Below are 24,597 nucleotides of genomic sequence, written 5' to 3' on the forward strand. Positions count from 1 at the left end.
AAGTGAAAACTATGAAACTATTTTATGTACCTAGTCACTTTGGCACGCCAAGTATTAACAGGCAGAAAACTTTTGACGTAGCAAAAGGTGTTGCTGTTTTACTCATGGTTATGATCCATGTATTAGACTTTTATGGCTTACCTGAAGTGCGGTTTAGTGCATTTGGAGCCACGGTAAAATTCGCATTGGGTTGGCCAGCAGCATCAATGTTCGTCTTTATCATGGGGATTTTTGTTGGCCTATCTCCATCATCGACACTGAAAGCGGATATCAAACGAGCAATATCGCTGTTTGTGTTAGGTTACGCACTGAATTTTGTTCGCGGAACCATTCCCATGTGGCTTTCGATTAAAATTGGGCTCGTCACGTACCAAGATGTTGCTCCACACACTCCGCTGAGTGAATTTTTAATTGGTGATGTCTTTCAATTCGCAGGTATAGCGCTACTCCTTTGTACAGGATTGAAACATGCAACCAATAAAATCTCTATTTGGATCGGCGCGGCTATTGCCATTGCGTTTTTATCACACAGCGTCTGGGATAGGTACACGTCGTTACCTATACTCAATGAGTTTTTGAAGCTTTTTGTAGGAAACGAAGAAGCGGGAGTTATGTTTCCTATTTTTCCATGGGCGGCATACCCAATTGCTGGTATGGCATTTGGTCGCTTCTTAAAGCAACAAAATAAAGGCACGTTAAACTTTGTTTGGTGCCTTATATTAGGCGTAGTTTGTGTAATCCTCGGTACAGGGCTCACGCTCACTAACCCTGAATATCACATTGTAACAAACCTAAGAAGCGGTCCTGGTATTGTTCTTTTAATGACAGGTATCGTGATGCTTTTTATTTACACCACTCACATACTCATTGAACGCTTTGAGCAAAACTATGTGGTTACGCTATTCGCTTTCTGGGGTAAAAACGTCACTGCACTATATGTTTTACAATGGATATTAATTGGATGGGGGCTAATGCTCGTTGGGCTGCAACAGCTTACAATGACATTTACTTTGGTAGCCATGATAGTTGTTTTAACGGCCTGTCACTATCTAGTATTACCTTGGCATGAATATAAGTCTAAGAGTAGTAAAGCGTCAAAGCCTCATGTTTCTGCCGTTCCTTTGAAGCCTTGAATATAACGTTTGTATAACGCTACCTTTTCGGTAGCGTTATATCAATTTGTAAACCTCCAATGCCTGCTGAGTCAGCTATCAAGTGGTTAAACGCTTTAATTTTTCCTCCAACAGCAGTAATTTGCCGCTGCGCTAGCGCCAGTCCTAAACCAAACCCTCCCCGTTTTTGTCCAACAACATGAAGGCCATGGGACTTATCTACTCTAAAAAAAGGCTTAAAAATATCGCTAAGCATGCTTTCTGGAACACCATTTCCAAAGTCCAGGACGGAAAGCATATAGACATCTTCATTTTGCTTTAGCGTTACAACAACACCGCTATTCTCTGGCGTATATTTAAGGGCATTCCGGATAATGTTCTCTATCGCTTGGCCGAGGGCTTGTTGACTACTCTTATCTATTACCGCGTTGTTAGGTAATTCTACATTTAGTCTTGTTTCGGAATACTCAAAAGCTGCATCGTCGCAAATAACCTGAATCAATTCAGCAAGATCAAAAGTCTCGGTGTTAAGTACAGGCGATTCATTGTTAAGCCAAGCAAGTGTCAACGTATCTTCGACTAATGCCCGCATATTGTTGGATTCATAGCGAAGCCGAGTTAACGTATCACTGTCATTGATACCATTTTCAATAGTATCGATGGCCATATCCATACGCGTTAGCGGAGTTCTTAATTCATGAGACAGATCGGATAAAAGTTCTCTCTGGTTGTAAATTAATTTTCCAATTCGTGTGGCCATACCGTCAAATGTTACGGATAAGTTGAAGAGCTCATCGCTTCTATTGCTAAATGATTTACTAACGCGCACATCAAACTGCCCTTGACTGAAAGCTTTCGTGGCATGCTCTAACTTTCTTAATGGCACCATTACGTGCCTGTAAAGCACTAAACTCACTACACACAGAACGACAAAAGGCAGTGCGACCTTGAGCAAAATATCCACAAAGGTGAGATAAACACCCGGTCTCATTCGCTGGGGTAATTGGATTAATAGATGTGATTTCTCATCTAAGAAAGGAACCTCCATGATAGGGTTATATTCAAAGTAGAGGTGAATTTTCCATTCCACGCTGCGGCCTATCCTAAATTCATCAATGTACTTTTGAGGAATGACGCTTCCCGCAATAGGTTGAATGTTTGACTTTACTACTGCTGCCCATGTTTTTTCTTTATCTTGAAATTCATGAAGCCAGTTCGATAAACCCAATTCACCTTCTTTTCGGTAAATTAAATCAGCCTCTTTGCCATATTCGACGAGTTCACGCTGATGCTCTACTGATAGGTGACTCATTGTTGTTTCTGTATGTGCTGACAACCAATCAATAACCCAAATAAGAATAACCGTCCCTAAAGCTATAGTGACCAAAAGCTTTCTCAATAACACTTTTTTCATGAGAATAAGTAGCCTTTGCCGTGCTGGGTTGCTAGACGAGTAGGGGACATTCCAGCTTCGATAAGTTTCTTTCGCACTCGGGACATGTGCATATCTAAGCTTCGGTCGTACCGGCTGAAACTTCTTTCCAGAACAGTTTGATAAAGTAATGGTTTGCTTAAAACCTCATTCTGATTTTCAAGCAGAACCCACAGAAGCTTAAACTGAGTCGACGTTAAATCTAGTGCTTTGCCAGCAAAATTGGCCTTCAGGTTTCTTCGGTCAAGTGTTATTTCGTCAACGACGATCGAGTTTCTCGTTACTTCATTTGATTTTACATTTAGAGAGCGACGCAATAATGCTTCAATACGAAGCATCATTTCCACAAAACTAAACGGCTTTGGCATGTAGTCATCTGCACCGTTACTATAGCCTTTTATACGCTCTTGTTCGGCACCACATGCAGTAACCATGATGACAGGAGTTTGTTTCCGTTTGCGAAGTTGGCTTAACAGCGAGAAACCATTTAGGTTAGGAAGCAATACATCTAAAAGAATAAGGTCGAACCTTTCACGAAGTGCAGTCACCAGACCTTGATTGCCGTCGTGGCATTGATGTACGTCGAAGCCTCGGTCTTTTAACAAGGCAGCGATTTGTTTATTAAGAGTAATATCATCTTCAATGATAAGAATTTTTGTAGCGTCCATATTGATAACCTTAAAACTGTTTTAACCAATTTTAATGATATTGATTATCATTATCAATGAGGTTTTATGCTAAGGCGGATCCTGCTAATTGAGTTGGGACAAATCAGAAAACACCTAACTGCCGTATTAAGTGAAATAAAGTTAATAAAAAGAGAACAATGTGGAAGCACCGATTACCGTAGATAGACTGCGTTTCCTTTTATACAGTGTAAAAGAAAAGCTTTGGGTAAAACCTCTTGGCTTTTGTTTGCTCTCAATCTTTGCTGTATTCGTCGCGAAAGTAGCAGACGGGACTTCATTGGCTGAGCATATTCCTGAAATAAAACCCGAATCAGTTGAAACACTGCTTTCAATTATGGCATCTAGCATGATGGTGATCGCCACGTTTTCTGCAGGTACCATGGTTAATGCTTATGCTTCGGCCAGTCAGTCGTCAACGCCGCGTTCTCTAAGCCTTATAATATCCGATGATGTATCACAAAATGCTCTGTCAGTTTTCATAGGCGCATTTATCTATAGTGCTGTAGCGCTTACTGCAATGACTCAAGCTTTTTTCGATGAAGCCGGGCTTTTCATTTTATTTTGTCTAACCTGTCTGGCTTTTTCGATAGTTATTTTAACTTTTATCCGGTGGGTAGACAGCGTTGCACGATTAGGGCGCGTGGGGTCAACGTTATTAAAAGTGGAGCACGCCACGACACGCGCAATTAAAAATAGAATAGATATGCCGTGCTTAGGCGCAGTACCGCAAGAGCAAAAAAAAGAGCAGGGGACGCATGCCATTTATACTAAACAAGTGGGCTATATTCAGCTTATAGACATTGCCAAGCTGCAACACTGGGCTGATAAAAACGACGGTTTTATCAATGTTGCCATGTTACCCGGTGAGTTTGTTTCACCAGAGCGTGCCATAGCATATTCAAATAAAAAGGTAGTATCAGATGAAATTGTTGACGCATTTACTATAGGTGAAGCCAGATCCTTTGAGGCTGATCCTCGCTTTGGCTTTATCGTACTAGCCGAAATTGCATCTCGTGCATTATCCCCATCGGTTAATGACCATGGTACTGCAATAAATACCATTAGCAGCATTACACGCCTTATGTTGTTGTGGCACAAGCCCAAATCCGAAACTGAAACCGAAAACTCACAAAACGATAGCGCTCAGCATGAGGAGTTTAAATATGACCGCATTTCATTGCCTGCGTTAAATGTGAATGATCTATTTGACGATGCTTACACCAGCATTGCCCGTGATGGTGCTGCTAATATTGAAGTTGCTATCCGAATACAAAAGTCACTAAAAACAATTAAAGCGTGCTTTAAAGATGGAGGTACAAGCATAGAAAGAGATTTTGTTGAGGCGGCGTCTAAGTTAGCAAAGCAAAGTTACGAACGTGCAAAGTTGGCATTGGATTACGAAGACGATATTAAGCGAATTGAGCGCGTTCATAATGATAACTAAACGTGTAAGTTATTACTGCCAAAATCACTGCTAAAAATGCTTAAAGTAAACAGCTAGCCAGTCTATATAATCTCTACATACCACAAACCATGTAATCTACGTAAATGATCGATCGAGTGTCTTTTTGTAGTTAATCAGATTTAATCAGATTTAATCTGATTAACTACAACTCAGATAAGCACAGCAACATTCTAAATAGCTAAAAATCCACATTTAATAAATTAAAGCCTAGTATAAAAATACAAAGACTGCGTCTTTCTGCTTGTTAGTTGTACCCATAATTAATTAAAAAACTAACGTGACGCTACGTGAATTAAAATCCATTTTGCGAGGTGTAGTGCTACAGATTTCACGTAGCGCACGATTTATAAATCCCATGTCTAAATCCAAAGTTCATAGCAACTTTCAATAAAAACCACTGACACAAGTGAAGCAAGTGCGGTAAGGACGAAGCACAAAAGCAGCTGCCGCGCATAAAAGTCTGTAAGTAATCACAGCCAACAAAACATCCGAATAGAGTGACATCAACGCTCTAATCTTCCACACACTAAATTACGCATAATGTATATTATGTTAAATAGAATATCAAAATTGATGGTGAATGAGCCAGATGGAGCTTTGCAAGGTGCTTTACGCTATCCTTCTCGTAATATTTAGGTATTCGTAAGGTTTAATGACAACTAGCACAGATAAATAATAGACTTAATCATGTTCCTAAAAACATTTATCAAGCTTTAGTCTTCTTTACTTTAAATAATGAATGCACAGCTTGTGATATTAATTACTAGCTCAAATAACCAAAGGCTTAACGCTGATGAATTAAATAAAGGATCCTAATTATTTCTAAGATAAGACGACTAGCTGTAAGGTTAAGATTTTTCTAACATTTAGCGTTACATGTAATAATTACGGCCCGTAAAACTCATTTATTGATTGCTCTTTATTTTAAATACCATCAATTATCTATACTTCTTATTAAATTAAACATCGTGCATGGAGACCGTTCGTTGTTTTAAAGTTGGGTGGCGTGGATAGCAAGTAGAATTAATAATTATCGACGCGATGTTTATTGAATTCATATCTGCGTAGACGTCGTTTGTTCGGCTACGTACCGTATCGACGTCTTATTATCGTCGTACTGTAGTCGATATTAGATAGGCGCTCTATGAAAAGCGTATAAAAAGCAAAGGTAATAACTTCTAGGTTATCGCCTATTCCGCTTTTGTAACGTTTATTTTTAACTCGTTTGGTTTTGAAAAATGTGCGATTAGCCAGCAAACATGTTGGAAGTAAATCATGTGAAGTACTTCTTTAATAAATAAGCTCTTAAGGTGTTTTTTCATCACTTTTCAGATTATTTTTTTAGGCGTCGCTACGTGAAATCTGAGCGCGCATTCGGGGTGTTACCTTGCAGATTTCACGTAGCGCACGATTTGAATTGCACAAAAAACGTACTCTTTCAGCAGGCCACAAGCCTTACCTAGCGATATGGTTTGGAATAATTACGAGATAGGCCAACAATTGACGGCATTGAAACACCCAAACTGTTTATATATACAGTGATGTGATAGAGTAGCACTGTACTTGAGATTATAATAGTAAAGCGGTTTGTGGAGTGATGAATGGATTAGTGCGTAACTTCACGCATGATAATTACAGTTATCATGCGTGAATATTGTTATATATCAATAGCTTATCAATTTCTGTTAAAACTAGCATAATAGTTACAATAATGTCTTCACCAGGTTGCTCAATGCCCTCAAAAACTAATAGCTCATACTTGCTCACAACTCAATTAGTTAGCAGCAACAGTGATAGCAGCTCACAGCCACAAGACTCAAGTAGCGCGACGGTTCCAGCTTTTGGTGTCGAGTACTCTCGTGGTAAGCAGCACACGTCAGGTTCTGACGACCTAACAACAAGTCAATGTTCATCTTCTGATAAAAACGTTGAAAGCTATTATCAAGATATTTTTACCAAGCTTCCATACAACACACAACGGGCGTACATTAGTGACTACAATGAGTTCGCAATTTTTTGTAAGCAAGCTGGATTAAGTGGCTTTAAGAACAACTTCGAACACAATGAGGTCTGCATTAAACAATATGTCGAAGCGTTGTGCCGTTCTCCCCTAGCCTATAGAACCATCAAGCGTCGGTTATCTGCCCTTAGTAAATTTTTAGGCGTGGCTAAATTGCCAAACCCTATTATTAGATCAGCGTATCTAAGAGACTTCATCCGTTTATCGCTTATAGAGAATAGAAAGTTTCGCTTGTCTCACAAACAAGCGGTACCGCTTACCATAGATATGCTTGAACAAATAAACAATGCAATTATTCCTGATTCTCTATTAGAGCTCCGCGACCTTGCAATCATTAACCTGATGTTTGATGCATTGCTTCGCGCTGATGAATTAGTTCGAGTTTGCATCGAGGATATATCTGCGCGTAATAACACCCTGTTGGTTGTTTCTTCGAAAAGCGACCAGTCTGGCCAAGGTCAATATCGCTATATTTCTTCCAGCACTATATCAATGGTTCAAGAGTATATTAACGAAGCTAATCTTGATCCAAAGACTAAAGCAACCCGCCTTTCTTCAGATTTACGCGGCCTGCACAAAGGCGTTTTGTTTAGACGACTAACAAATCATAAAACAGCACTTTTGCCATTTGATGAGAACATTCCCAGCCATAAGGCAAATGTACTTAACTATTCGAGCGTCTATCGGATTTGGCAACGTATTGCTCAACGCGCAGGTATTAGCGAAAACATTACCCCTCATAGCGGTCGTGTTGGTGGTGCAGTTTCTCTAGCCGAAGATGGCGCATCTTTACCCGAGCTTCAACTGGCTGGAGGTTGGCAATCACCGGAAATGCCTGGGCATTATACAAAACAGGCTAACGTAAAGCGTGGTGGAATGGCAAAATTGTCGGCAAAACGAAAAAGATAAAGCTCATTAAATACAGTAACTTAATTAATGCATGGTTACGCATAACCAGCGACATCAGTAACAATGTCTAACTCACCTACTCTCTACATCCTTTTACCAATCTGAAACTGTATTACTCGCGTATCAAAAGGTAAATTTGCCCTAAACCTATATTAATGAATAGGTTTTCTAAGTTGGCAAACATTCAAGTAAAAGGAGTGATATATGAGTAGCGGTATTGATACAAAGCATGGAAAATTACTCGCGGAAATGGTGGTTCCCTCGTCGTCATGGAATGTCCAACCCGAGAAGCAAGACCCATTCAAGTCACAAGAAGCAGCACTAGATTATTTAAACTCAAACAATGAGCCGTTATATCTCCACGTGCCATTAGCTCAATCTGATGATTACGTGAGAATCTGCGTAACTTCACGAGGCGATGATGTTGTTTTTACGATAAAAGATATCAATAACGGTGGTGAAACTTCATTGCATTATTCGCACATTAAAAACTTAGATAGCACAATTAGAACCTTAGTTTCAGAATGTTGTGACCAGAAAATCAAAGCCCTATAAGTTAGGGCTTTCTTTCCGCCTATAAATCGCAAATTGCACTACCAAAGAATGCTAATCCACGTAAAGCCGGCCATCATTAGGCTGATGAACACTGCTGCCGAGCCGATATCTTTAGCACGCCCTATTAATAAATGGATGTCTGTACTGACATGGTCACAGAGTTTCTCAATAGCCGTGTTGAGTAGCTCAGTGATAAGCACTATCAGTAAAGATATCACCAGCAATATACGTTCTACATGCGTAACGTCGATGAAAAACGCTACAGGTGTCATTATCAATATTGCGAAAATTTCTTGTCTGACCGCAGCTTCACTTAAAAAGGCTGCTCGAAGCCCCTTAAGTGAATAGTAAGTGGCATAGAGTACGCGTAATATACCTGTCCGTTTCGTTATCATGATAAGTAATTTTAAGATTAGTTACAGCCTTTCAAAACGTAACTGACCTTCATTACATCTACATGACGGCGAAGGTATTTATCATGGATATTTAAAGCATTTTCGACGCTAATCGCCGCATTAATTTATACTTTCACAGCTAGCACGTCTGTTTTAACACCATGTAGTACTGCATTGGCCGTTGACCCAAGTAACAAACGAAGACCGCTCTGGCCATGGGTGCCGACAACAATGAGATCTGCATTAATCTTTTCGGCCATATGGTGAATCTCATCAGCAGGAGAACCTATCTCTACATTGATGTGGCTGTAAGGTATATCATGTTTTGCGGCAACGTCTTTTAATTGCCTTAATGCCTGCTCTCTTACTTCCTCTGAAAAATCCCGTTCTAAAAATAGTCCGTAAGGCTCTACATTGGTTTGTGGATAAGCAACATACAGGAGGTGAATTTTGTGACTATTGCCCGCTATTGCAATGGCTTTCTCCACCACTAATTCGTAGTCAGAATAAATATCTATAGGTACTAAAATTGTCTCGTAACCTTGCATTGTGGCTGTCCTCAATTTTTGTTAGGTAGCAGTGCTTTTCTACCATACCGTTAACTAATTCCATTAAATAGTAGTGCTATACAAATAATTATTCTTTGAGCTAGGTCAATGATTAGTCTGCAGCCTCATTCATAATCAGTGTATACACATTAGTTCTAGCGAACGTTACGCATCTTTACCGTAAAAGAAAGAGGGAAATGAGTATGAAAACGGCAATAGTTGTTATAGCAACGCTTCTCCTTTTCGCCTGTGACCAGGGCGCGCAGTCACCTCGCGGCTTTAGCTTGCCCGAAGGCAATATGGAAAAAGGCTATTTGGTATTTAAAAAGTATCAGTGCCAAGACTGTCACAGAATTGCAGGAGAAAAAGAGTCCGACAATGCGCAATACCTAGTCGCGAAGCCTATTCCGTTGGGAGGCAGCAGTGGAAGAATTAAAACTTATGCAGAGTTGGTGACAAGTATTATTAACCCATCACACAAACTAACTCCTCGACAGCCTGCCAGTTTCACCAGCGAAGACGGTGTGTCATTAATGCGAGTTGTAAACGACGAGCTAACGGTTTCTGAACTAATAGATTTAGTGGCGTATCTTCAGCCTAAATATAAAGTAACACCCTACAGGACTAGTGATTACCGCCTCTATCAACTGCGTATTCCAAGCGAGCAATCTAAAGATTAACTCGCAGTTTTAGGCATTAAAAATCGTTAAGCGTGACTCCACAATTGGTATTTGATTAGGAGTCATGGCTTAGTTTTTTTAAGATACCGCTTTCGTTTCTTTCTCTATTTCTGCCAATAAACTACAAGGCATAAAGCTTTCAGAATTTGCTTCCTTTAAGTGTAATTTAAATCTATCGGGAACGTCGTCAGTTAAGAAACTTCCTGTTTTAACTAACGGGAAAATTTCGTCGTAACGCGCAATATTACACTGATCTACTCGCCTAAATATATGGGTACGATTTAGTTCGCTAGTTCTCACATGTCCAGTAGAAGACAAGATATCCATCAGCGCATGAATAGTTTTTTTGTGAAAGCGGTACACGCGCTCGTACTTGTCTTCAACGTTTAAGCCCTTGGCAAGCTTAGGGTCTTGCGTTGCTACACCGGTCGGACATTTATTCGTATTGCACGACAGCGACTGAACACATCCAAGTGCCAACATCATTCCTCGCGCACTGTTACATAGATCGGCGCCCAAACTTAGATTTTTCGCTAACTGAAAAGCGGTAATGATTTTTCCAGAAGCAATAATTTTAATTTTGTCGCGAATACCAAAACCAGTGAGACAATCGTCAACAAACGCCAACGCTTCACGCAGAGGAAATCCTATAGAGTTCGTGTACTCAAGCGGTGCGGCGCCGGTACCTCCTTCGCCCCCGTCTACCGTTATAAAATCTGGCGTTACGTCCTTCTCAACCATGGCTTTGCACATGGCAATGAACTCACTTTTTCTACCCAGCGCCAGCTTAATACCCACTGGTTTATAGCCACTTAACTTGCGTAACTGACTAATAAAATCAACCATTCCTAAAGGCGTTGCAAACGCTTTATGTCTAGGGGGAGAATCAACTTGAGTTCCAGGCTCAACACCTCTTATTTTAGCTATTTCAGGGGTATTTTTATACGCTGGTAAAATACCACCATGTCCAGGCTTAGCGCCCTGGCTTAGCTTTATTTCTATCATTTTCACATTGTCGAGTTTGGCTTTTTCTTCAAAAAGAACAGGATCGAAACCGCCATCTTTACTTCTACAACCAAAGTATCCCGTACCAATTTGCCAAACGATATCGCCACCGTTTTCGAGGTGATATGGGGTTAAACCACCCTCACCTGTGTTATGGTAAAACCCGCCTTTTGCAGCACCTTTATTTAGCGCCAAAATGGCATTTTTTGACAAGCTTCCAAAGCTCATTGCGCTTATGTTAAGTATGCTTGCACGATACGGCTTTTTGCAATGAGGGCCACCTACCGTCACTCGGGGATCTTCATCCATGTCTTCCACTTCGCGAGCAGATAAAGAATGGCCAATCCACTCATAGCCATCTTTATACGTATCTAGCTGAGTACCGAAGGGAACAGTTTCTCTACTGTTTTTCGCACGTTGATAAACAATCGAACGAAACATGCGAGAAATAGGTGCTCCGCCAGTATCGGTTTCTATGATGTATTGCTGGATGTAGGGCCTTAGTCCCTCGACAGTCCATCGTACCCTGCCAATTAATGGAAAGTTCTTTAAAATGGCATGTTTTGTTTGGAAGGCATCATATAGACCAAAAATGAGTAGCGTGACTGATAAAAGTAAAAACCACCACACGGGCGCCCACAATACGCCAATCACCACATTGAAAGCGACCAGCAGGGTTAGCACAGTTAGAATTGTTAAACGCATTCAAAGTCCTTCTTTATTTTTGGTCATATCAAAACAAAATAATATGCCTACAACCCTGTTCAATACACCTGAAATCGGGAACTAGATTTACTTTAGCGGTAAATGACTGATTTAGGAGTTAAATATACTGAGCCGGCTTTTAGCTCAATTGGGTTACGCGTTACCAAAATATGCAATTACAATGCTTTTTTAGCTGCGAAAACAAGCCATTGCATGCTAGTCTAAAACCTTTCAATTAGCGAGTTGAGAGAGCGATTTGTAGCTATCACTGGTTAATAGATGATGTGACCTATACAAAGGTAACGGATTTTACGTTCAACATTTTCTGAAAGGTAATTCATGGAGTATGCATTTCTTCTTTTCGCATTTGTTTGCGGCTTAACGGTTAAACTTATTGGCATTCCTCCTTTAGTTGGCTACTTGGTAGCTGGCTTTTTATTAAATTTTGCAGGCTACACGCTCACTGAAGATTTAACCCAAATAGCCAACTTGGGCATCACCATTATGCTCTTTACCATCGGTCTGAAACTTAACATCCGCGATTTGAGTCGTCGAGAAGTTTGGGCGGGAAGCGTTTCACATACCTTAGTATGGGTGGGCGTTATTACCTGTTGCGTCTATGCGATAGGTGCGGTTGCTGCAAATTTCGTTGATGGGCTTACATGGAAAAGCGCTGCGCTTATCGCTTTTGCCCTTAGTTTCAGTAGCACAGTGTGCGTGGTTAAAGTATTAGAAGAAAGTGGCGAAAGTAAAACCCGTCACGGCCGCCTTGCCATTGGCATTTTGGTCATGCAAGACGTTTTTGCTGTTATCTTCCTTGTTGCAGCAACTGGAAAGCTCCCCTCTGTGTGGGCGCTTGCGTTGTTGGCCTTATTCCCAGCAATGCCAATCATAAACAAAATGATTAATAAGTCGGGCCACGGTGAACTGCTTCCACTTACTGGCTTTATCCTCGCCTTAGGTGGCTATCACTTGTTTGAGCTGGTTAACATTAAAGGCGATCTTGGGGCACTAATCTTTGGAATCATGTTAGCCCAACATGAAAAGGCTTCGGAGCTAGCGAAGTCGCTGCTTAGTTTTAAGGATCTCTTCTTAATCGGCTTCTTCCTTACTATCGGTCTTACCGCCCTTCCCGATCTTAGTATGATTGTCCTAGCTATCGTGTTCTGCTTATTTATACCGTTAAAAGCAGCACTCTTTTTCGGCTTATTTACGTCACTTCGCCTTCGCGGTCGCACGGCTTACTTGAGCAGCTTGGTGCTTTCAAATTACAGTGAATTTGGCCTTATTGTTGGCGCACTAGCCGTTTCATTAGGTTTATTGGCAAACTCTTGGTTAGTGGTGATTGCTTTAGCCGTATCTATTTCATTCGTTATCACCAGCGTGCTCTATCGCAATTCTCATTCTCAATATCACAATCATAAACACACCATTAAACGTTTTGAGAAAAACGAGCGCTTAAAAGAAGACATTTATCCTACTCTCCACAACGCGGAGTTTTTAGTGTTGGGGATGGGACGAGTTGGTCGCGGTGCCTTCAATGCGTTATCTAAATTAAGTGATGTGAGCGTATGGGGAATGGACGCCGACCGAGTAAAAGTAAAAGAGTTATCAGACGAAGGCTTAAACGTAATATGCGGCGACGGTGAAGACGTCGATTTGTGGGATAATTTAGATATCAAACAGATTCAGCTTGTTTTGCTTGCTCTGCCTTCTATCCAGGACTCAATAAACATCACACGTCAGCTTAAAAACGCGGGCTATGTTGGAAAAGTTGCAGCCATTGCACGATATGAGGATGAAGTATCACATCTATTAGAAAACGGTGTAGATAAAGTCTTCAACTTCTTTACCGAAGCAGGGCTTGGTTTTGCTGAAGAAAGTCTTGCTTATGCGCATGCACAACAGTAATGCTGTTCTAAATGCGAACAATGGATGAATTGAGAAACGTTATCGTTTGTAAACAACTGTTTTACAAAGACTTTTTTTGACATGCAGTCAAATTTAGACTAAACTTCACGCAAATACGTTAATAGGGTTTACACAATGCAAGGTGATAAACAAGTTGTTGCAAAATTGAACGAAGTACTGACAAGTGAACTTACTTCGATAAATCAATACTTTCTGCACGCTCGTATGTTCAAAAACTGGGGTTTTTCTGAACTTAACGAAAAGAATTATAAAAAGTCTATCAAGGACATGAAGCAAGCGGACGATCTTATCGAGCGCATTTTATTCCTTGAGGGCCTTCCTAATCTTCAAGCGTTAGGCAAGCTTTATATCGGTGAAGATACCGTTGAAATGCTGTCATGTGATGCGCGTTTTCAAAAAGAACAGCTTCCACTACTTCGTGAAGCTATCGCGCTGTGTGAAGAAAAGCAGGATTATGTTTCTCGTGATTTGCTTGAAGACCTTCTTGAATACGAAGAAGAGCACCTAGACTGGATTGAAACGCAAGAATACCAAATTGATGCTATGGGTATAGAGAACTACCTACAAGCGCAAGTAATGGGAGATGACTAATGAAAGGTAACCAAGCAATCATCAATGGCTTAAACGAACTACTCTCTTATGAGTTAGCCGCCATGGATCAGTATTTCATTCACTCTCAGATGTATCTTGATTGGGGTTTGAATAAGCTTTACGAACGCATCGATCATGAATTTGATGACGAGCGTGGACATGCAACTAAGCTAATAGAACGCATGCTGTTTTTAGAAGGTACGCCTGACATGACGAAGCGCACAGGCTTCAAAGTGGGTAAAGATGTACCTGAGATGCTAGAAAGCGATTTACGTGTTGAATATGAAGTTGATGCAAAGTTACGTGAAGTTATTGCGCTTTGTGAAACCGAGAAAGACTATGTTACTCGTGACATGCTAATTGTACTACTAGACGATACAGAGATGGATCACGCACACTGGCTAGAGCAGCAGCTTGGCCTTATTAAGCGACTAGGTATTCAAAACTACCTTCAGTCTCAAATGTAAGAAATAGCGTTCACGCTACAATTTACAGGTAATTAATAAAAGGCCGCTCTTAAATAAAGAGCGGCCTTTTTTGCTTGTTTACTCCCCTTTCTTTAGGGAGAGTCTTATTGCTTTTAATACAGTTACTGCTGTGTAACAAAATACAAATAGCTGGGGCTTTCTTTATCTTTAATATTTAGACGTAGCTGCCATTTCATAACTGGCTCACTACAGCTACCTAACATAAACCAACCTGACCACTTTCCTTGACCATCGTTATCTAACAGCACGGGAATTTTGCCCATATACATGTTTACCCCTTCAATCCATGCGCTCTCTATTTCCTCTCCTTCAGGAACTAAGAGCTTAACCGTTACTGACTCTTCGGCTTCAGGCATGGCTGAAAAAGTGGCAATTGCTAACCTGTCATCAATTAAGAATTCGCAAGTTTCATTGACAAAGTTGCAGCTGTTTCCTATTCCATTAACTACGCTAGTGTCTTTTAACACCGATGACTGGAATTTATGTGCAAGGTATACACACACGGCTACAACAATAATAGCCACTAATGGAAGCTGGGAATGTAAAATTTTTGATCGTTTATTGTTATCGTTATTTAGCATTTCTTAAATTTTGTGTATTTCTTCATTGACGGAGATCAAGCTTAGGTAGTTTATGGTATCTTTTTGTAATTAAAAACCTTATCATCCGCGTACCAACTGGCTTGGAGACAATAATTATTACTCTTTCCGAGCTCGGTGTGAAGCGTTATTCCTTAGCTGATACACGTCTCGACCGTACTATTCCGGCAGTTGGAGACCATAGTTCATTTGAAGTGGAAGATTCATTAAAATGAGTGAAATAAGCCAAGCACAACCTGACTACAATTATAAAGTAGTTAGGCAATTTACCATCATGACCATAGTCTGGGGTATCATTGGTATGGGCCTAGGGGTATTTATTGCCGCGCAGTTATTTGCACCTATGCTTAACTTTGACACACCATGGCTAACATTCTCACGTTTGCGTCCGTTGCACACTAACGCCGTTATTTTTGCCTTCGGCGGCTGTGCGCTATTTGCAACGTCGTACTACATCGTTCAGCGTACCTGCCAGGTAAGACTGTTCAGTGACAAACTTGCCGCATTTACCTTTTGGGGTTGGCAAGCCGTTATCGTTTTAGCTGTTATCACCCTGCCTATGGGTTTAACCAGCTCAAAAGAATACGCTGAACTAGAATGGCCAATTGATATCCTTTTGGCACTGGTTTGGGTCGCTTATATCATTAACTTCTTCGGAACCCTAGTAATCCGTAAAGTTTCGCACATTTATGTTGCAAACTGGTTCTTAGGCGCGTTCATGTTAACTGTTGCAATTCTTCATATTGGTAACAGCATGGCTATTCCGGTATCTTTCACTAAATCGTATTCACTGTATGCAGGCGCAGTAGACGCTATGATGCAGTGGTGGTACGGCCATAACGCGGTAGGCTTTTTCCTGACTGCGGGCTTCCTTGGTATGATGTACTACTTCGTACCTAAGCAAGCTGGTCGCCCGGTTTATTCATACAGACTTTCAATTGTTCACTTCTGGGCACTTATCTCGCTGTATATCTGGGCTGGTCCTCACCACCTTCACTACACTGCCCTACCAGACTGGACTCAGTCACTAGGTATGGTGATGTCTATTATCCTATTCGTTCCATCTTGGGGTGGTATGATTAACGGTATTATGACGCTATCTGGCGCGTGGCATAAACTTCGCACCGACCCAGTATTGCGTTTCCTTATTGTTTCATTGTCTTTCTACGGTATGTCTACCTTCGAAGGCCCAATGATGGCAATCAAGACCGTTAATGCACTGTCTCACTACACTGACTGGACAATTGGTCACGTACACTCTGGTGCTCTAGGTTGGGTTGCAATGGTTTCAATTGGTTCAATTTACCACTTAATTCCAGTGCTATTCGGTCAGCGCGCTATGTATAGCACCAAGCTAGTTAACGTACACTTCTGGTTCGCAACTATCGGTGTTGTTCTATACATCGTAGCAATGTGGATGTCTGGTGTACTACAGGGTCTAATGTGGCGTGCAGTAAATGCTGACGGTACGTTAACCTATAGCTTTGTTGAGTCATTAGAAGCGTCTAAGCCTTTCTATGTGGTTCGTTTCATTGGTGGTTGTTTCGTGGTAGCAGGTATGCTTGTTATGGCATACAACACATGGAAAACCGTTCGTGCACCTAAAGGCAGTATCGCTGCAGACCCAGCGACTCAGCCGGCGTAGTAAAGGAGACGAATAATGAAAAACGCACATGAGTTAATTGAAAAGAACGTCGGTCTGTTAACGGTATTAATCCTTATCGCTATCAGCTTCGGTGCCATGGTTCAAATAACGCCGTTGATGTTTCAACAGCAAACCATGGAACCGGTAACAGGCTTACGTCCATATACCGCGCTTGAGCTTGAAGGCCGTGATATCTACATCCGTGAAGGTTGTGTAGGTTGTCACAGCCAGATGATCCGTCCATTCCGCGCTGAAACAGAGCGTTATGGTCACTACAGCGTTGCTGGCGAATCAGTATGGGAGCACCCTTTCCTTTGGGGTTCTAAGCGTACTGGTCCTGACCTAGCACGTGTTGGTGGTCGTTACAGCGACGAATGGCACCGAGTTCACCTGCTTAATCCTCGTAACGTGGTACCAGAGTCGAATATGCCAGGTTTCCCTTGGCTTGCGGAAAACACGCTTAATGGCGAGTTAACAGCTGAAAAAATGGAAGTATTCCGTGGATTTGGCGTTCCGTATACCGACGAAGATATCGCGGGTGCGAAAGCGGCAGTACAGGGCAAAACGGAAATGCAGGCCCTTATTGCTTATCTACAATCTCTTGGCACACATTTGAAATAATATGGACCAAGGAATTGTAGGCAGCATTTTTACTGTCATCGTCTTTGTAAGCTTCATCGGTGTTGTATGGTGGGCGTTCAGCAGCCGCAACAAGAAAAAATTCGATGAAGCTGCAAACCTAGTGTTTGCAGACGAAGAAAAAGAAAAATCAAAAGAAGATTAGCAGGAGTCTCGAACTCATGAGTATGTTTTGGACAATTTGGATTTCAGTGATAACCCTAGGGTTAATCATTGGTTGCTACTTCCTTCTTCGCTGGTGCCTTTCTAACAAGACTGGCGTAGCTGAAGGTGAGTCAATGGGTCACGAATTTGATGGTATTGAGGAGTTGAACAACCAACTTCCTCGCTGGTGGACAATTATGTTCTACATGACCATCGTTTGGGGCTTTTTATACCTAGCGCTTTATCCTGGCCTAGGTGCGTATGAAGGTATTTTGGGTTGGAAGAGTTCTAACCAAAATATTCAATCGCTAGAAGAGTCAGCTCAGGCGCGTATTGAGGCTAAAGAGCAAGGCTACCTAGTAGAATATGATCGTGAACTAGATTTTGCTGCCGAGAAGTTCGATCCGATCTTCGAAGCGTATGCACAAGTTCCTGTTGAAGAACTGGCTAAAGACCCAGAAGCAAATAAAGTAGGTCAGCGTTTGTTCCTACAAAATTGCTCTCAGTGTCACGGTTCTGATGCACGTGGTCAAAATGGCGGCTTCCCTAACCTAACGGACAACGACTGGTTGTACGGTGGTTCAGGTGCGAAAATCGTTGAAACTCTTACGCTTGGTCGTAAAGCAGCTATGCCAGCATGGCTAGATGCTATGGGTGAAGACGGTATCGAAGAAGTGGTTAACTACGTACTTAGTTTAAGCGGTCGCGATGTGGACCCTCAGCTTGCAGAAGCAGGTAAAGCTCGTTTCGCAGCGTGTGCGGCTTGTCACGGTATGGACGGTAAAGGTAACCAAGCACTTGGTGCACCAAACCTTACTGACAATATCTGGCTATACGGCGGCAGCCACAGAGCGGTAACAGAAACGCTTACTTACGGTCGTAACGGTGTAATGCCTTCATTCAAGAAAACCTTGGGTGATGACAAAATTCACGTTGTTGCAGCGTATGTATACAGCCTTTCAAATGATTAATGATTTAAATCATTAAATATCTTAAAAAGCCTCGTTACTACGGGGCTTTTTTTATGAGAAAATACAGCGGTATAGAGAGTGCCATGCGAACATTTTTTGTACACTTTTAATATGTCTCGCCAACACTATATTTATCATTATTTACCGGCTTTACGTGTAGTTGGGGAAGTAAAAATAAATATGTTGTTAGTGAAGTAAATACGAGAAAAGATTTCGATGAATAGACCCTGGTATAAAGAGTTCTGGCCCTGGTTTTTAATTGCCGTTCCTATCATTACCCTCATCATGGGTGGCGTGTTATTAAACCTTGCTATTTCTACCGAAGATAGCTTGGTGGTAGACGACTACTACAAAGAAGGAAAAGCAATTAATGCCCGTCTGGACAAGGAAGCCATAGCCCGCCGCATGAATATCACCACTGATTTAACCATTGAAGATGGAAGCATAGCGCTGCAATTTCATTCGGGGATTCCTCAAGAAGGTAACGCGGTTAAATTAAGTTTCTATCACGTAACGCTAGAAGAGCGCGATGTTAGCGTTTTATTGAGTCGCGACGCTAACGGTATTTATCGCGGCTTTATTGAAGAAAACCTTGACGGTAAATGGCGCATATCGCTGACGCCGATTGATGATAGCTGGAAAATTCAAAACACGGTCTATCTGCCCCACACTGGCAAAATGAAATTCAATCCATAATGACAAAGCACGACTGTTACCATTGCGGCTTGCCTATAGCGAGTCCAGACAATGGGAAATTTACTACTGTCATTTTAGGGCAACAACGAGACATGTGTTGCCCTGGCTGCTTAGCGGTAGCTGAAGCGATCGTTAACAACGGCCTTGAAGACTATTACCAGTTTAGAACCGAACCGGCGCAAAAATCTGACGACAGTATTTTAGAAACGTTAGATAAGCTAAAAGTCTATGACGACCCTTCCCTTCAAGAAGAGTTCGTGTTTGAAGAAGGTCAGGACAAACAGATTCAGTTGACCCTTGAAGGTATTACATGCGCTGCGTGTGGCTGGCTTATCGAAAAGCAGTTGTCAAAAGTTGAAGGAATAAAGCAAGTCGCGGTGAATGTACAAGAGCGCCGCGCTTTAGTCACTTGGTCACCATTTCAAATTAAGCTTAGCCAAATTCTATCTACGCTAAAACGCATTGGTTATGTTGGGTCACCATTTCACCCCGACGAACACGAAGCCAGTTATAAACGCGAGCAAAAGACCTTTCTAAAAAAGCTTGGCCTAGCAGGCATTATGACCATGCAGGTTATGATGCTAATGACTGGGCTTTATTTTGATTGGTTCGGCGCCATTGAGTTAGAGACCCGCCAATATTTTTATTGGGTTGCCCTTACGCTTACTACACCTGTGGTGCTGTATTCAGGCAGCACCTTTTATGTGGGCGCCGCTAAAGCGCTAAGCGCCAAAACGGTTAATATGGACGTACCCGTTACGCTTGCCATATTCGGTACTTACATTGCAGGAATACGTTCGACTGTATTAGAACAGGGCGAAGTGTATTTTGAATCTATTTGTATGTTCATTTTCCTGCTGTTACTCAGCCGCTTTTTAGAACATCGCAGTCGCCATCGCGCCGCACAGATCTCTGCCAATATGATGCAGTATGTGCCCGTATCAGCGACCAAACTAAATCCGGATGGCAGCCTAACCGAGTGTCTGGCTAAGCAGCTAAAAATTGACGACGTAGTGCTAGTGAAGCCTGGTGAAACAGTCCCCATTGATGGGGTGGTAACCGACGGCAACGCAGCGGTTGACGAATCTATGCTTACCGGCGAGTTTAACCCCGTGCGTAAGTCGAACAGTAGCCCGGTTTACGGCGGCACGGTTTGTCAAGATGGTACGCTAACCATTACGGTTACGCAGACCCTTAAAAATGCGCTGGTAAATCAAATTGTACGACTGCAAGCAAGTGCGATGGCGAGTAAGCCTAAAGCAGCGCAGATAGCCGATAATTTTTCTCGCTATTTCGTTACCGCGGTATTGCTGATTTCGGCGTTAACCTATGGCTTTTGGGCGTATCAGGGTAGCGACGAGGCATTTTGGATCACCATATCGGTGCTGGTTGCAACCTGCCCTTGCGCACTAGGGTTGGCTACGCCATCAGCGTTAACCTGCGCTATGGCAAAGTTAAACCGACAAGGTATTTTACTAAAACGGGCCGATGCGCTAGAACAAATTACTGACATTGACACCATCGCTTTAGACAAAACCGGCACGCTCACAAAAGGCAAATTTACTATTTCAAATGCCTGGTACGTTGACGGCGTGGATAGTAATAGTGCGCTATCAATTGCGCGCGCTTTGGAGTCACGCTCTGAACATCCGATTGCCAAAGCCTTTAGCGACGGTATAGCCTTTAGCGACGGTGTAGCCCTAAGCGAGACTTCTGCCTCTAGCAGTAGTGCTGACGCCATCGATAACACGGTACACAAAGTGACTAATTTTACCGTTACGCCAGGAGGTGGTATCAGCGGTGAGATCAATGACACGTTGTTTTCTATGGGATCTGCAGCATTCAGCGTTCACGAATCACAGCTAAAACTCATTGAAGCGTTCCCTTCAGCTAACGTGTTTCTCACGGTTAAGGGGCGTATTATGGCGGCGTATGAAGTAAAGGATTCACTAAGAGAAGATACGCAAGAAACTCTCGATATATTAGCTGTAAGCCATACCCTCGCCGTTTTAAGTGGTGATACACAGCAAAACGTTAATGCGCTTACCGCACCATTGCCAATTTCGACCGTTAAAGGTGGCCTAACACCTGAGCAAAAGTACGAAGCCGTTCAAGCTATGCAGCAATCTGGCGCGAAAGTGATGATGATGGGTGACGGTATTAACGACGCTCCAGTTCTTGCCAGCGCTGATGTGGCAATTGCAGTGGGTAATGCCACAGACGTGGCTAAAACTGCCGCCGACGTGATACTGCTTGGCGATCAGCTGCTTTCTGTACCAGAGCTTATTCGAACTGCGCATCAAGTGAAGCAAAAAATAAGGCAAAATATCGGCTGGTCGGTAGGTTACAACGTTTTGATCTTACCTTTCGCCGTATCAGGCCTACTTTCACCGTGGATGGCTGTTGTTGGTATGTCGTTAAGCAGTATCATTGTGGTCACAAACTCAACGCGACTTTTGAGCAAATAGCATGAGTATTATTTACGTATTAATTCCAATCGCCATCATCATTGTTGCCGTCGCTATTGTGATATTCTTTTGGGCGGTGAAAACCAATCAATTTGAAGATTTGGATCGCCAAGGGTATAGCATACTGTTTGACGATGATCTTCCGCCAGAAGAAAAAAAGCTAGCTGAGCAACGCAAGCAACTTCAAGACAGTAAAGTAGACAAAAGCCAAGCGCCACATGGAAGGGATTAACTACTTCTCTGCCTTTCTTATCGGCTTAGCCGGTGGAGTTCACTGTGTGGGAATGTGCGGTGGAATTGTCGCTGCGCTAAGGATGGTTTCGCCTAAAGGCGCTTCAGCACTACCCTATACCCTTGCCTATAACATGGGACGTATAGTGAGCTACACCATCGCCGGAGCAATAACCGGGGCACTTGGAAAAATTGCAGCAGATTATATACCTCTTGCCAACTATGCCCTTTCCCTACTTAGCGGAATCATGTTGCTTCTACTGGCGTGTTATTTGGGTAAGTGGTGGACTGGCTTAACAGTGCTGGAAAATGCGGGTAAAGGCCTATTTTCCAAAGTCCAGCCGCTTTCAAAACGCTTTTTGCCATTTAAGACCCCTTTAAGTGCGTTGCCTTATGGTTTTATTTGGGGTTGGCTTCCTTGCGGTTTGGTGTATTCCACACTTACCTGGTCTCTCGCGGCGGGTAACGCGCTAGAAGGCGCTGCTATTATGTTCTTCTTCGGTTTGGGTACATTACCCACCTTGCTCGCTGCAAGCGCTGGTAGCCAATATATTGTTCGAAGTTTTCAACATAACCATTTTAGACAAATTATTGCAGTAATAATGGCAATATATGCAGCTTATCTTATTCATGGCGCAATCGTTTAAAAATGGGTGTATTATTGTCGGGTATTCTTTTAGAGAGCGTGCATTATGAGCAAAGGAAGCCAATTTTCTATTCACTGTCAAAACTGTAGTTTCAGTCACCTGTGTTTACCGGTGGCGTTAAACAAAACAGAAATCGAGTCTCTTGACGATATTATTGAACGCAAGAAGCCGCTTCATAAAGGTGACACGCTGATTCAAACTGGTGATAAATTCCGTTCTCTATTTGCAGTGAGAACCGGTTCATTCAAATCATTTGTGACTAATACCGAAGGTGAAGAACAGATTACCGGCTTCCACTTTCCTGGTGATATTATCGGTTTCGATGCATTAAGAGAGAACAAACACCAAAGCTATACTTCTGCGTTAGAAACTGCCATGGTGTGTGAGCTTCCCTACGAGACCCTCGACGAAATGTCAGTGCAATTTCCAAAGCTACGCCACCAGATCATGAGCTTCATGAGCGCTGAAATAAAACAAGATCACGACATGATCATGCTTTTAAACAAGCGAACCGCAGAAGAGCGCTTACTGTATTTCATCTCACACCTGTCGCAACGCTTTGAAGAGCGTGGCTTTTCCCATAGAGAATTCCACTTAACCATGACGCGCAACGAAATTGGAAACTATTTAGGATTAACGATTGAAACGATTAGTCGTCTGTTAAGCCGTTTTCAAAAAGACAACATCATAAAAGTAGACGGCAAGCTTATTACTATTTTGGATTTCGATAGGCTAAACACCAAACTAGCGGCGCTTAACGGCCCTAGCGTTGTCTGCGGTTAGTCCTTTTTAAGTGTTAAATAAGGCGCGCACTAAGCGCGCTTTTTTGTAACCTGTGTTAGCCACCTACCTGCCCTTTCAGCGCCACGCCGGTTGCTCCATATTCAATTAGGTAGGTTCACTCATGGTCGCCTCGTAAAATTCTTGATCTAAAACAACTTACGTTTTTCCCAATGTCGTTTATAGTTAGTATTAGAAAGCTTCGATTTCGACAGCCGCTACTAAGTTTCGTAGTTAGGGGGACGTTATGATTGAGTGTAAACGAATTCTGGCCGTGGTAGATGCCGAGCGCGATAACCAACCTGCACTAAGCCGAGCTTATGAACTCGCTTCAAAAACAGGCGCTTCAGTTACCGCCATGATGGTGGTATACGACTTATCTTATGATATGACGACCATGCTTAGCCCGGATGAGCGCGAGTCAATGCGCGATGCAGTTACAAAGGAGCATGCAAAATGGCTTGCCACCCACTTAAGAGAACAAGGATTCACTGAAACTGATATCGTTGTAGAATGGAATAATCGTGCGTATGAGTCGATTATTTACTACACCCTAAACAATCAGATAGATTTAGTGGTAAAGGCAACCAAAAAGCACGACGATCTTGCTTCTGTTATTTTCACCCCCACCGACTGGCATTTAATGCGTAAATGCCCTCGCCCAGTATTGCTCGTTAAAGAGCACGACTGGCCAGAAGGAGGAGAGATTATTGCTGCAGTAAACGTAGGCAGTGAAGACGATGAGCATGCCGCACTTAACGATAAGCTCACCCTCATTGCTAACGACTACGCCTCTTTATTGAAAGGTAGCGTAAATTTGGTCAACAGTTACCCTTCTACACCACTTAATATCGCCATAGAAGTACCTGAGTTCGACCCCGATACCTACCACGACGCGGTAAAAAATCATCATTTAAAAGAAATGCGTAGTCACGCGTTAAAGTACGGTATTCCTGAAAACAAATGCGTAGTAAGAGAAGGCCTTCCGGAAAAAGTTATCCCGCAAGTGGCAAAAACACTGGATGCAGAGCTGGTTGTTATTGGTACCGTTGGCCGTGTGGGCATTTCAGCGGCCCTAATTGGTAATACTGCAGAACACGTGATCGACGAACTCAATTGCGATGTGCTTGCTATTAAGCCAGATGGATTTGTGTCGCCGTTGTCGCTGTAATCTTTTCATCAGTACCGCATAGCCCGTGTTTGCCGTTACTTAGCGGCCAACACGGTATGTCACCAACAAATTTAACCTCA

At 42.4% G+C, this 24,597-nt stretch carries 24 protein-coding genes; 18 read left to right on the forward strand and 6 right to left on the reverse strand.

Annotated elements, in window-relative coordinates; translation table 11 throughout:
• Positions 1–11 precede the first annotated feature (11 nt).
• Positions 12–1,133 carry a heparan-alpha-glucosaminide N-acetyltransferase domain-containing protein gene (locus tag BZA03_RS14290; protein ID WP_110289130.1) on the forward strand — a complete coding sequence of 374 codons (1,122 nt, stop codon included), beginning with the start codon at positions 12–14 and terminating at the stop codon, positions 1,131–1,133.
• Positions 1,134–1,152: 19 nt separating this feature from the next.
• Here BZA03_RS14290 and BZA03_RS14295 read toward each other — a convergent pair whose 3' ends face one another.
• Together BZA03_RS14295 and BZA03_RS14300 are read right to left on the reverse strand one after the other, a co-directional pair.
• On the reverse strand, positions 1,153–2,526 hold the full coding sequence (locus tag BZA03_RS14295) for a sensor histidine kinase (RefSeq protein ID WP_110289131.1): 1,374 nt from the start codon (positions 2,524–2,526) through the stop codon (positions 1,153–1,155).
• Positions 2,523–3,212, reverse strand: coding sequence for a response regulator transcription factor (locus tag BZA03_RS14300; protein ID WP_014949577.1), 690 nt, complete (start codon positions 3,210–3,212; stop codon positions 2,523–2,525). The genes BZA03_RS14295 and BZA03_RS14300 overlap by 4 nt, the downstream gene beginning before the upstream one ends.
• Before the next feature lie 160 nt (positions 3,213–3,372).
• On the opposite strand from BZA03_RS14300, the gene BZA03_RS14305 reads away from it, so the two are divergent.
• From BZA03_RS14305 to BZA03_RS14315, 3 genes are all read left to right on the forward strand, one after another.
• Positions 3,373–4,677: a DUF2254 domain-containing protein gene (locus tag BZA03_RS14305; RefSeq protein WP_110289132.1), complete on the forward strand. Its 1,305-nt coding sequence runs from the start codon at positions 3,373–3,375 to the stop codon at positions 4,675–4,677.
• Positions 4,678–6,430: 1,753 nt separating this feature from the next.
• Entirely contained in the window at positions 6,431–7,627 is a 1,197-nt protein-coding gene (locus tag BZA03_RS14310; RefSeq protein ID WP_110289133.1) for a tyrosine-type recombinase/integrase, read from the forward strand.
• Between the two features lie 204 nt (positions 7,628–7,831).
• Positions 7,832–8,182, forward strand: coding sequence for a hypothetical protein (locus tag BZA03_RS14315; RefSeq protein WP_014949580.1), 351 nt, complete (start codon positions 7,832–7,834; stop codon positions 8,180–8,182).
• 38 nt (positions 8,183–8,220) lie between these two features.
• On the opposite strand, the gene BZA03_RS14320 is transcribed toward BZA03_RS14315, so the two are convergent.
• On the reverse strand, positions 8,221–8,577 hold the full coding sequence (locus BZA03_RS14320; RefSeq protein WP_014976618.1) for a diacylglycerol kinase: 357 nt from the start codon (positions 8,575–8,577) through the stop codon (positions 8,221–8,223).
• A 125-nt stretch (positions 8,578–8,702) separates the two neighbouring features.
• Positions 8,703–9,125 (reverse strand): universal stress protein, encoded by a 423-nt coding sequence (locus tag BZA03_RS14325; RefSeq protein WP_014949582.1) that lies wholly within the window; start codon positions 9,123–9,125, stop codon positions 8,703–8,705.
• A 203-nt stretch (positions 9,126–9,328) separates the two neighbouring features.
• Here BZA03_RS14325 and BZA03_RS14330 point away from each other — a divergent pair, with 203 nt between their 5' ends.
• Positions 9,329–9,805 (forward strand): c-type cytochrome, encoded by a 477-nt coding sequence (locus BZA03_RS14330; protein ID WP_014949583.1) that lies wholly within the window; start codon positions 9,329–9,331, stop codon positions 9,803–9,805.
• A 78-nt stretch (positions 9,806–9,883) separates the two neighbouring features.
• Here BZA03_RS14330 and BZA03_RS14335 read toward each other — a convergent pair whose 3' ends face one another.
• On the reverse strand, positions 9,884–11,515 hold the full coding sequence (locus BZA03_RS14335) for an FMN-binding glutamate synthase family protein (protein ID WP_110289134.1): 1,632 nt from the start codon (positions 11,513–11,515) through the stop codon (positions 9,884–9,886).
• 339 nt (positions 11,516–11,854) lie between these two features.
• Between BZA03_RS14335 and BZA03_RS14340 the strand changes: the two genes are divergently transcribed.
• The 3 genes from BZA03_RS14340 (at position 11,855) to bfr (BZA03_RS14350) (ending at position 14,505) form a co-directional block, all read left to right on the forward strand.
• The gene (locus BZA03_RS14340) at positions 11,855–13,426 is read left to right on the forward strand and encodes a cation:proton antiporter family protein (RefSeq protein WP_014949585.1); all 1,572 of its coding nucleotides are present in this window, start codon (positions 11,855–11,857) and stop codon (positions 13,424–13,426) included.
• 135 nt (positions 13,427–13,561) lie between these two features.
• A complete protein-coding gene (bfr, locus tag BZA03_RS14345; protein ID WP_014949586.1) occupies positions 13,562–14,038 on the forward strand; it encodes a bacterioferritin in 477 nt (158 codons plus the stop codon).
• Positions 14,038–14,505, forward strand: coding sequence for a bacterioferritin (bfr, locus tag BZA03_RS14350; RefSeq protein WP_014949587.1), 468 nt, complete (start codon positions 14,038–14,040; stop codon positions 14,503–14,505). The genes bfr (BZA03_RS14345) and bfr (BZA03_RS14350) overlap by 1 nt, the downstream gene beginning before the upstream one ends.
• A gap of 122 nt (positions 14,506–14,627) precedes the next feature.
• Here the strand turns inward: bfr (BZA03_RS14350) and BZA03_RS14355 are convergent, their stop codons facing one another.
• On the reverse strand, positions 14,628–15,107 hold the full coding sequence (locus BZA03_RS14355; RefSeq protein WP_039227669.1) for a hypothetical protein: 480 nt from the start codon (positions 15,105–15,107) through the stop codon (positions 14,628–14,630).
• Positions 15,108–15,336: 229 nt separating this feature from the next.
• Here BZA03_RS14355 and ccoN point away from each other — a divergent pair, with 229 nt between their 5' ends.
• From ccoN to uspE, 10 genes are all read left to right on the forward strand, one after another.
• A complete protein-coding gene (ccoN, locus tag BZA03_RS14360) occupies positions 15,337–16,770 on the forward strand; it encodes a cytochrome-c oxidase, cbb3-type subunit I (protein WP_014949589.1) in 1,434 nt (477 codons plus the stop codon).
• 15 nt (positions 16,771–16,785) lie between these two features.
• Positions 16,786–17,391, forward strand: coding sequence for a cytochrome-c oxidase, cbb3-type subunit II (gene ccoO, locus BZA03_RS14365; protein WP_014949590.1), 606 nt, complete (start codon positions 16,786–16,788; stop codon positions 17,389–17,391).
• A 1-nt stretch (position 17,392) separates the two neighbouring features.
• Positions 17,393–17,554, forward strand: coding sequence for a cbb3-type cytochrome c oxidase subunit 3 (locus BZA03_RS14370; RefSeq protein WP_014949591.1), 162 nt, complete (start codon positions 17,393–17,395; stop codon positions 17,552–17,554).
• Positions 17,555–17,570: 16 nt separating this feature from the next.
• Entirely contained in the window at positions 17,571–18,524 is a 954-nt protein-coding gene (gene ccoP, locus BZA03_RS14375; protein WP_110289135.1) for a cytochrome-c oxidase, cbb3-type subunit III, read from the forward strand.
• Positions 18,525–18,740: 216 nt separating this feature from the next.
• Positions 18,741–19,220 carry a FixH family protein gene (locus tag BZA03_RS14380; protein ID WP_039227668.1) on the forward strand — a complete coding sequence of 160 codons (480 nt, stop codon included), beginning with the start codon at positions 18,741–18,743 and terminating at the stop codon, positions 19,218–19,220.
• Complete coding sequence (locus tag BZA03_RS14385; RefSeq protein WP_110289136.1) at positions 19,220–21,688, forward strand: heavy metal translocating P-type ATPase; 2,469 nt, start codon at positions 19,220–19,222, stop codon at positions 21,686–21,688. The genes BZA03_RS14380 and BZA03_RS14385 overlap by 1 nt, the downstream gene beginning before the upstream one ends.
• A gap of 1 nt (position 21,689) precedes the next feature.
• Positions 21,690–21,920 carry a cbb3-type cytochrome oxidase assembly protein CcoS gene (gene ccoS, locus BZA03_RS14390; RefSeq protein WP_014949594.1) on the forward strand — a complete coding sequence of 77 codons (231 nt, stop codon included), beginning with the start codon at positions 21,690–21,692 and terminating at the stop codon, positions 21,918–21,920.
• The gene (locus BZA03_RS14395; protein WP_014976623.1) at positions 21,907–22,566 is read left to right on the forward strand and encodes a sulfite exporter TauE/SafE family protein; all 660 of its coding nucleotides are present in this window, start codon (positions 21,907–21,909) and stop codon (positions 22,564–22,566) included. Before ccoS ends, BZA03_RS14395 begins: the two co-directional genes overlap by 14 nt.
• Positions 22,567–22,611: 45 nt before the next feature.
• A complete protein-coding gene (fnr, locus tag BZA03_RS14400) occupies positions 22,612–23,349 on the forward strand; it encodes a fumarate/nitrate reduction transcriptional regulator Fnr (protein WP_014949596.1) in 738 nt (245 codons plus the stop codon).
• Positions 23,350–23,593: 244 nt separating this feature from the next.
• The gene (uspE, locus tag BZA03_RS14405) at positions 23,594–24,517 is read left to right on the forward strand and encodes a universal stress protein UspE (RefSeq protein ID WP_110289137.1); all 924 of its coding nucleotides are present in this window, start codon (positions 23,594–23,596) and stop codon (positions 24,515–24,517) included.
• The last annotated feature ends 80 nt before the right edge of the window (positions 24,518–24,597 follow it).

The organism is Alteromonas sp. I10, assembly GCF_003201515.1.
Classification (GTDB): domain Bacteria; phylum Pseudomonadota; class Gammaproteobacteria; order Enterobacterales; family Alteromonadaceae; genus Alteromonas; species Alteromonas macleodii.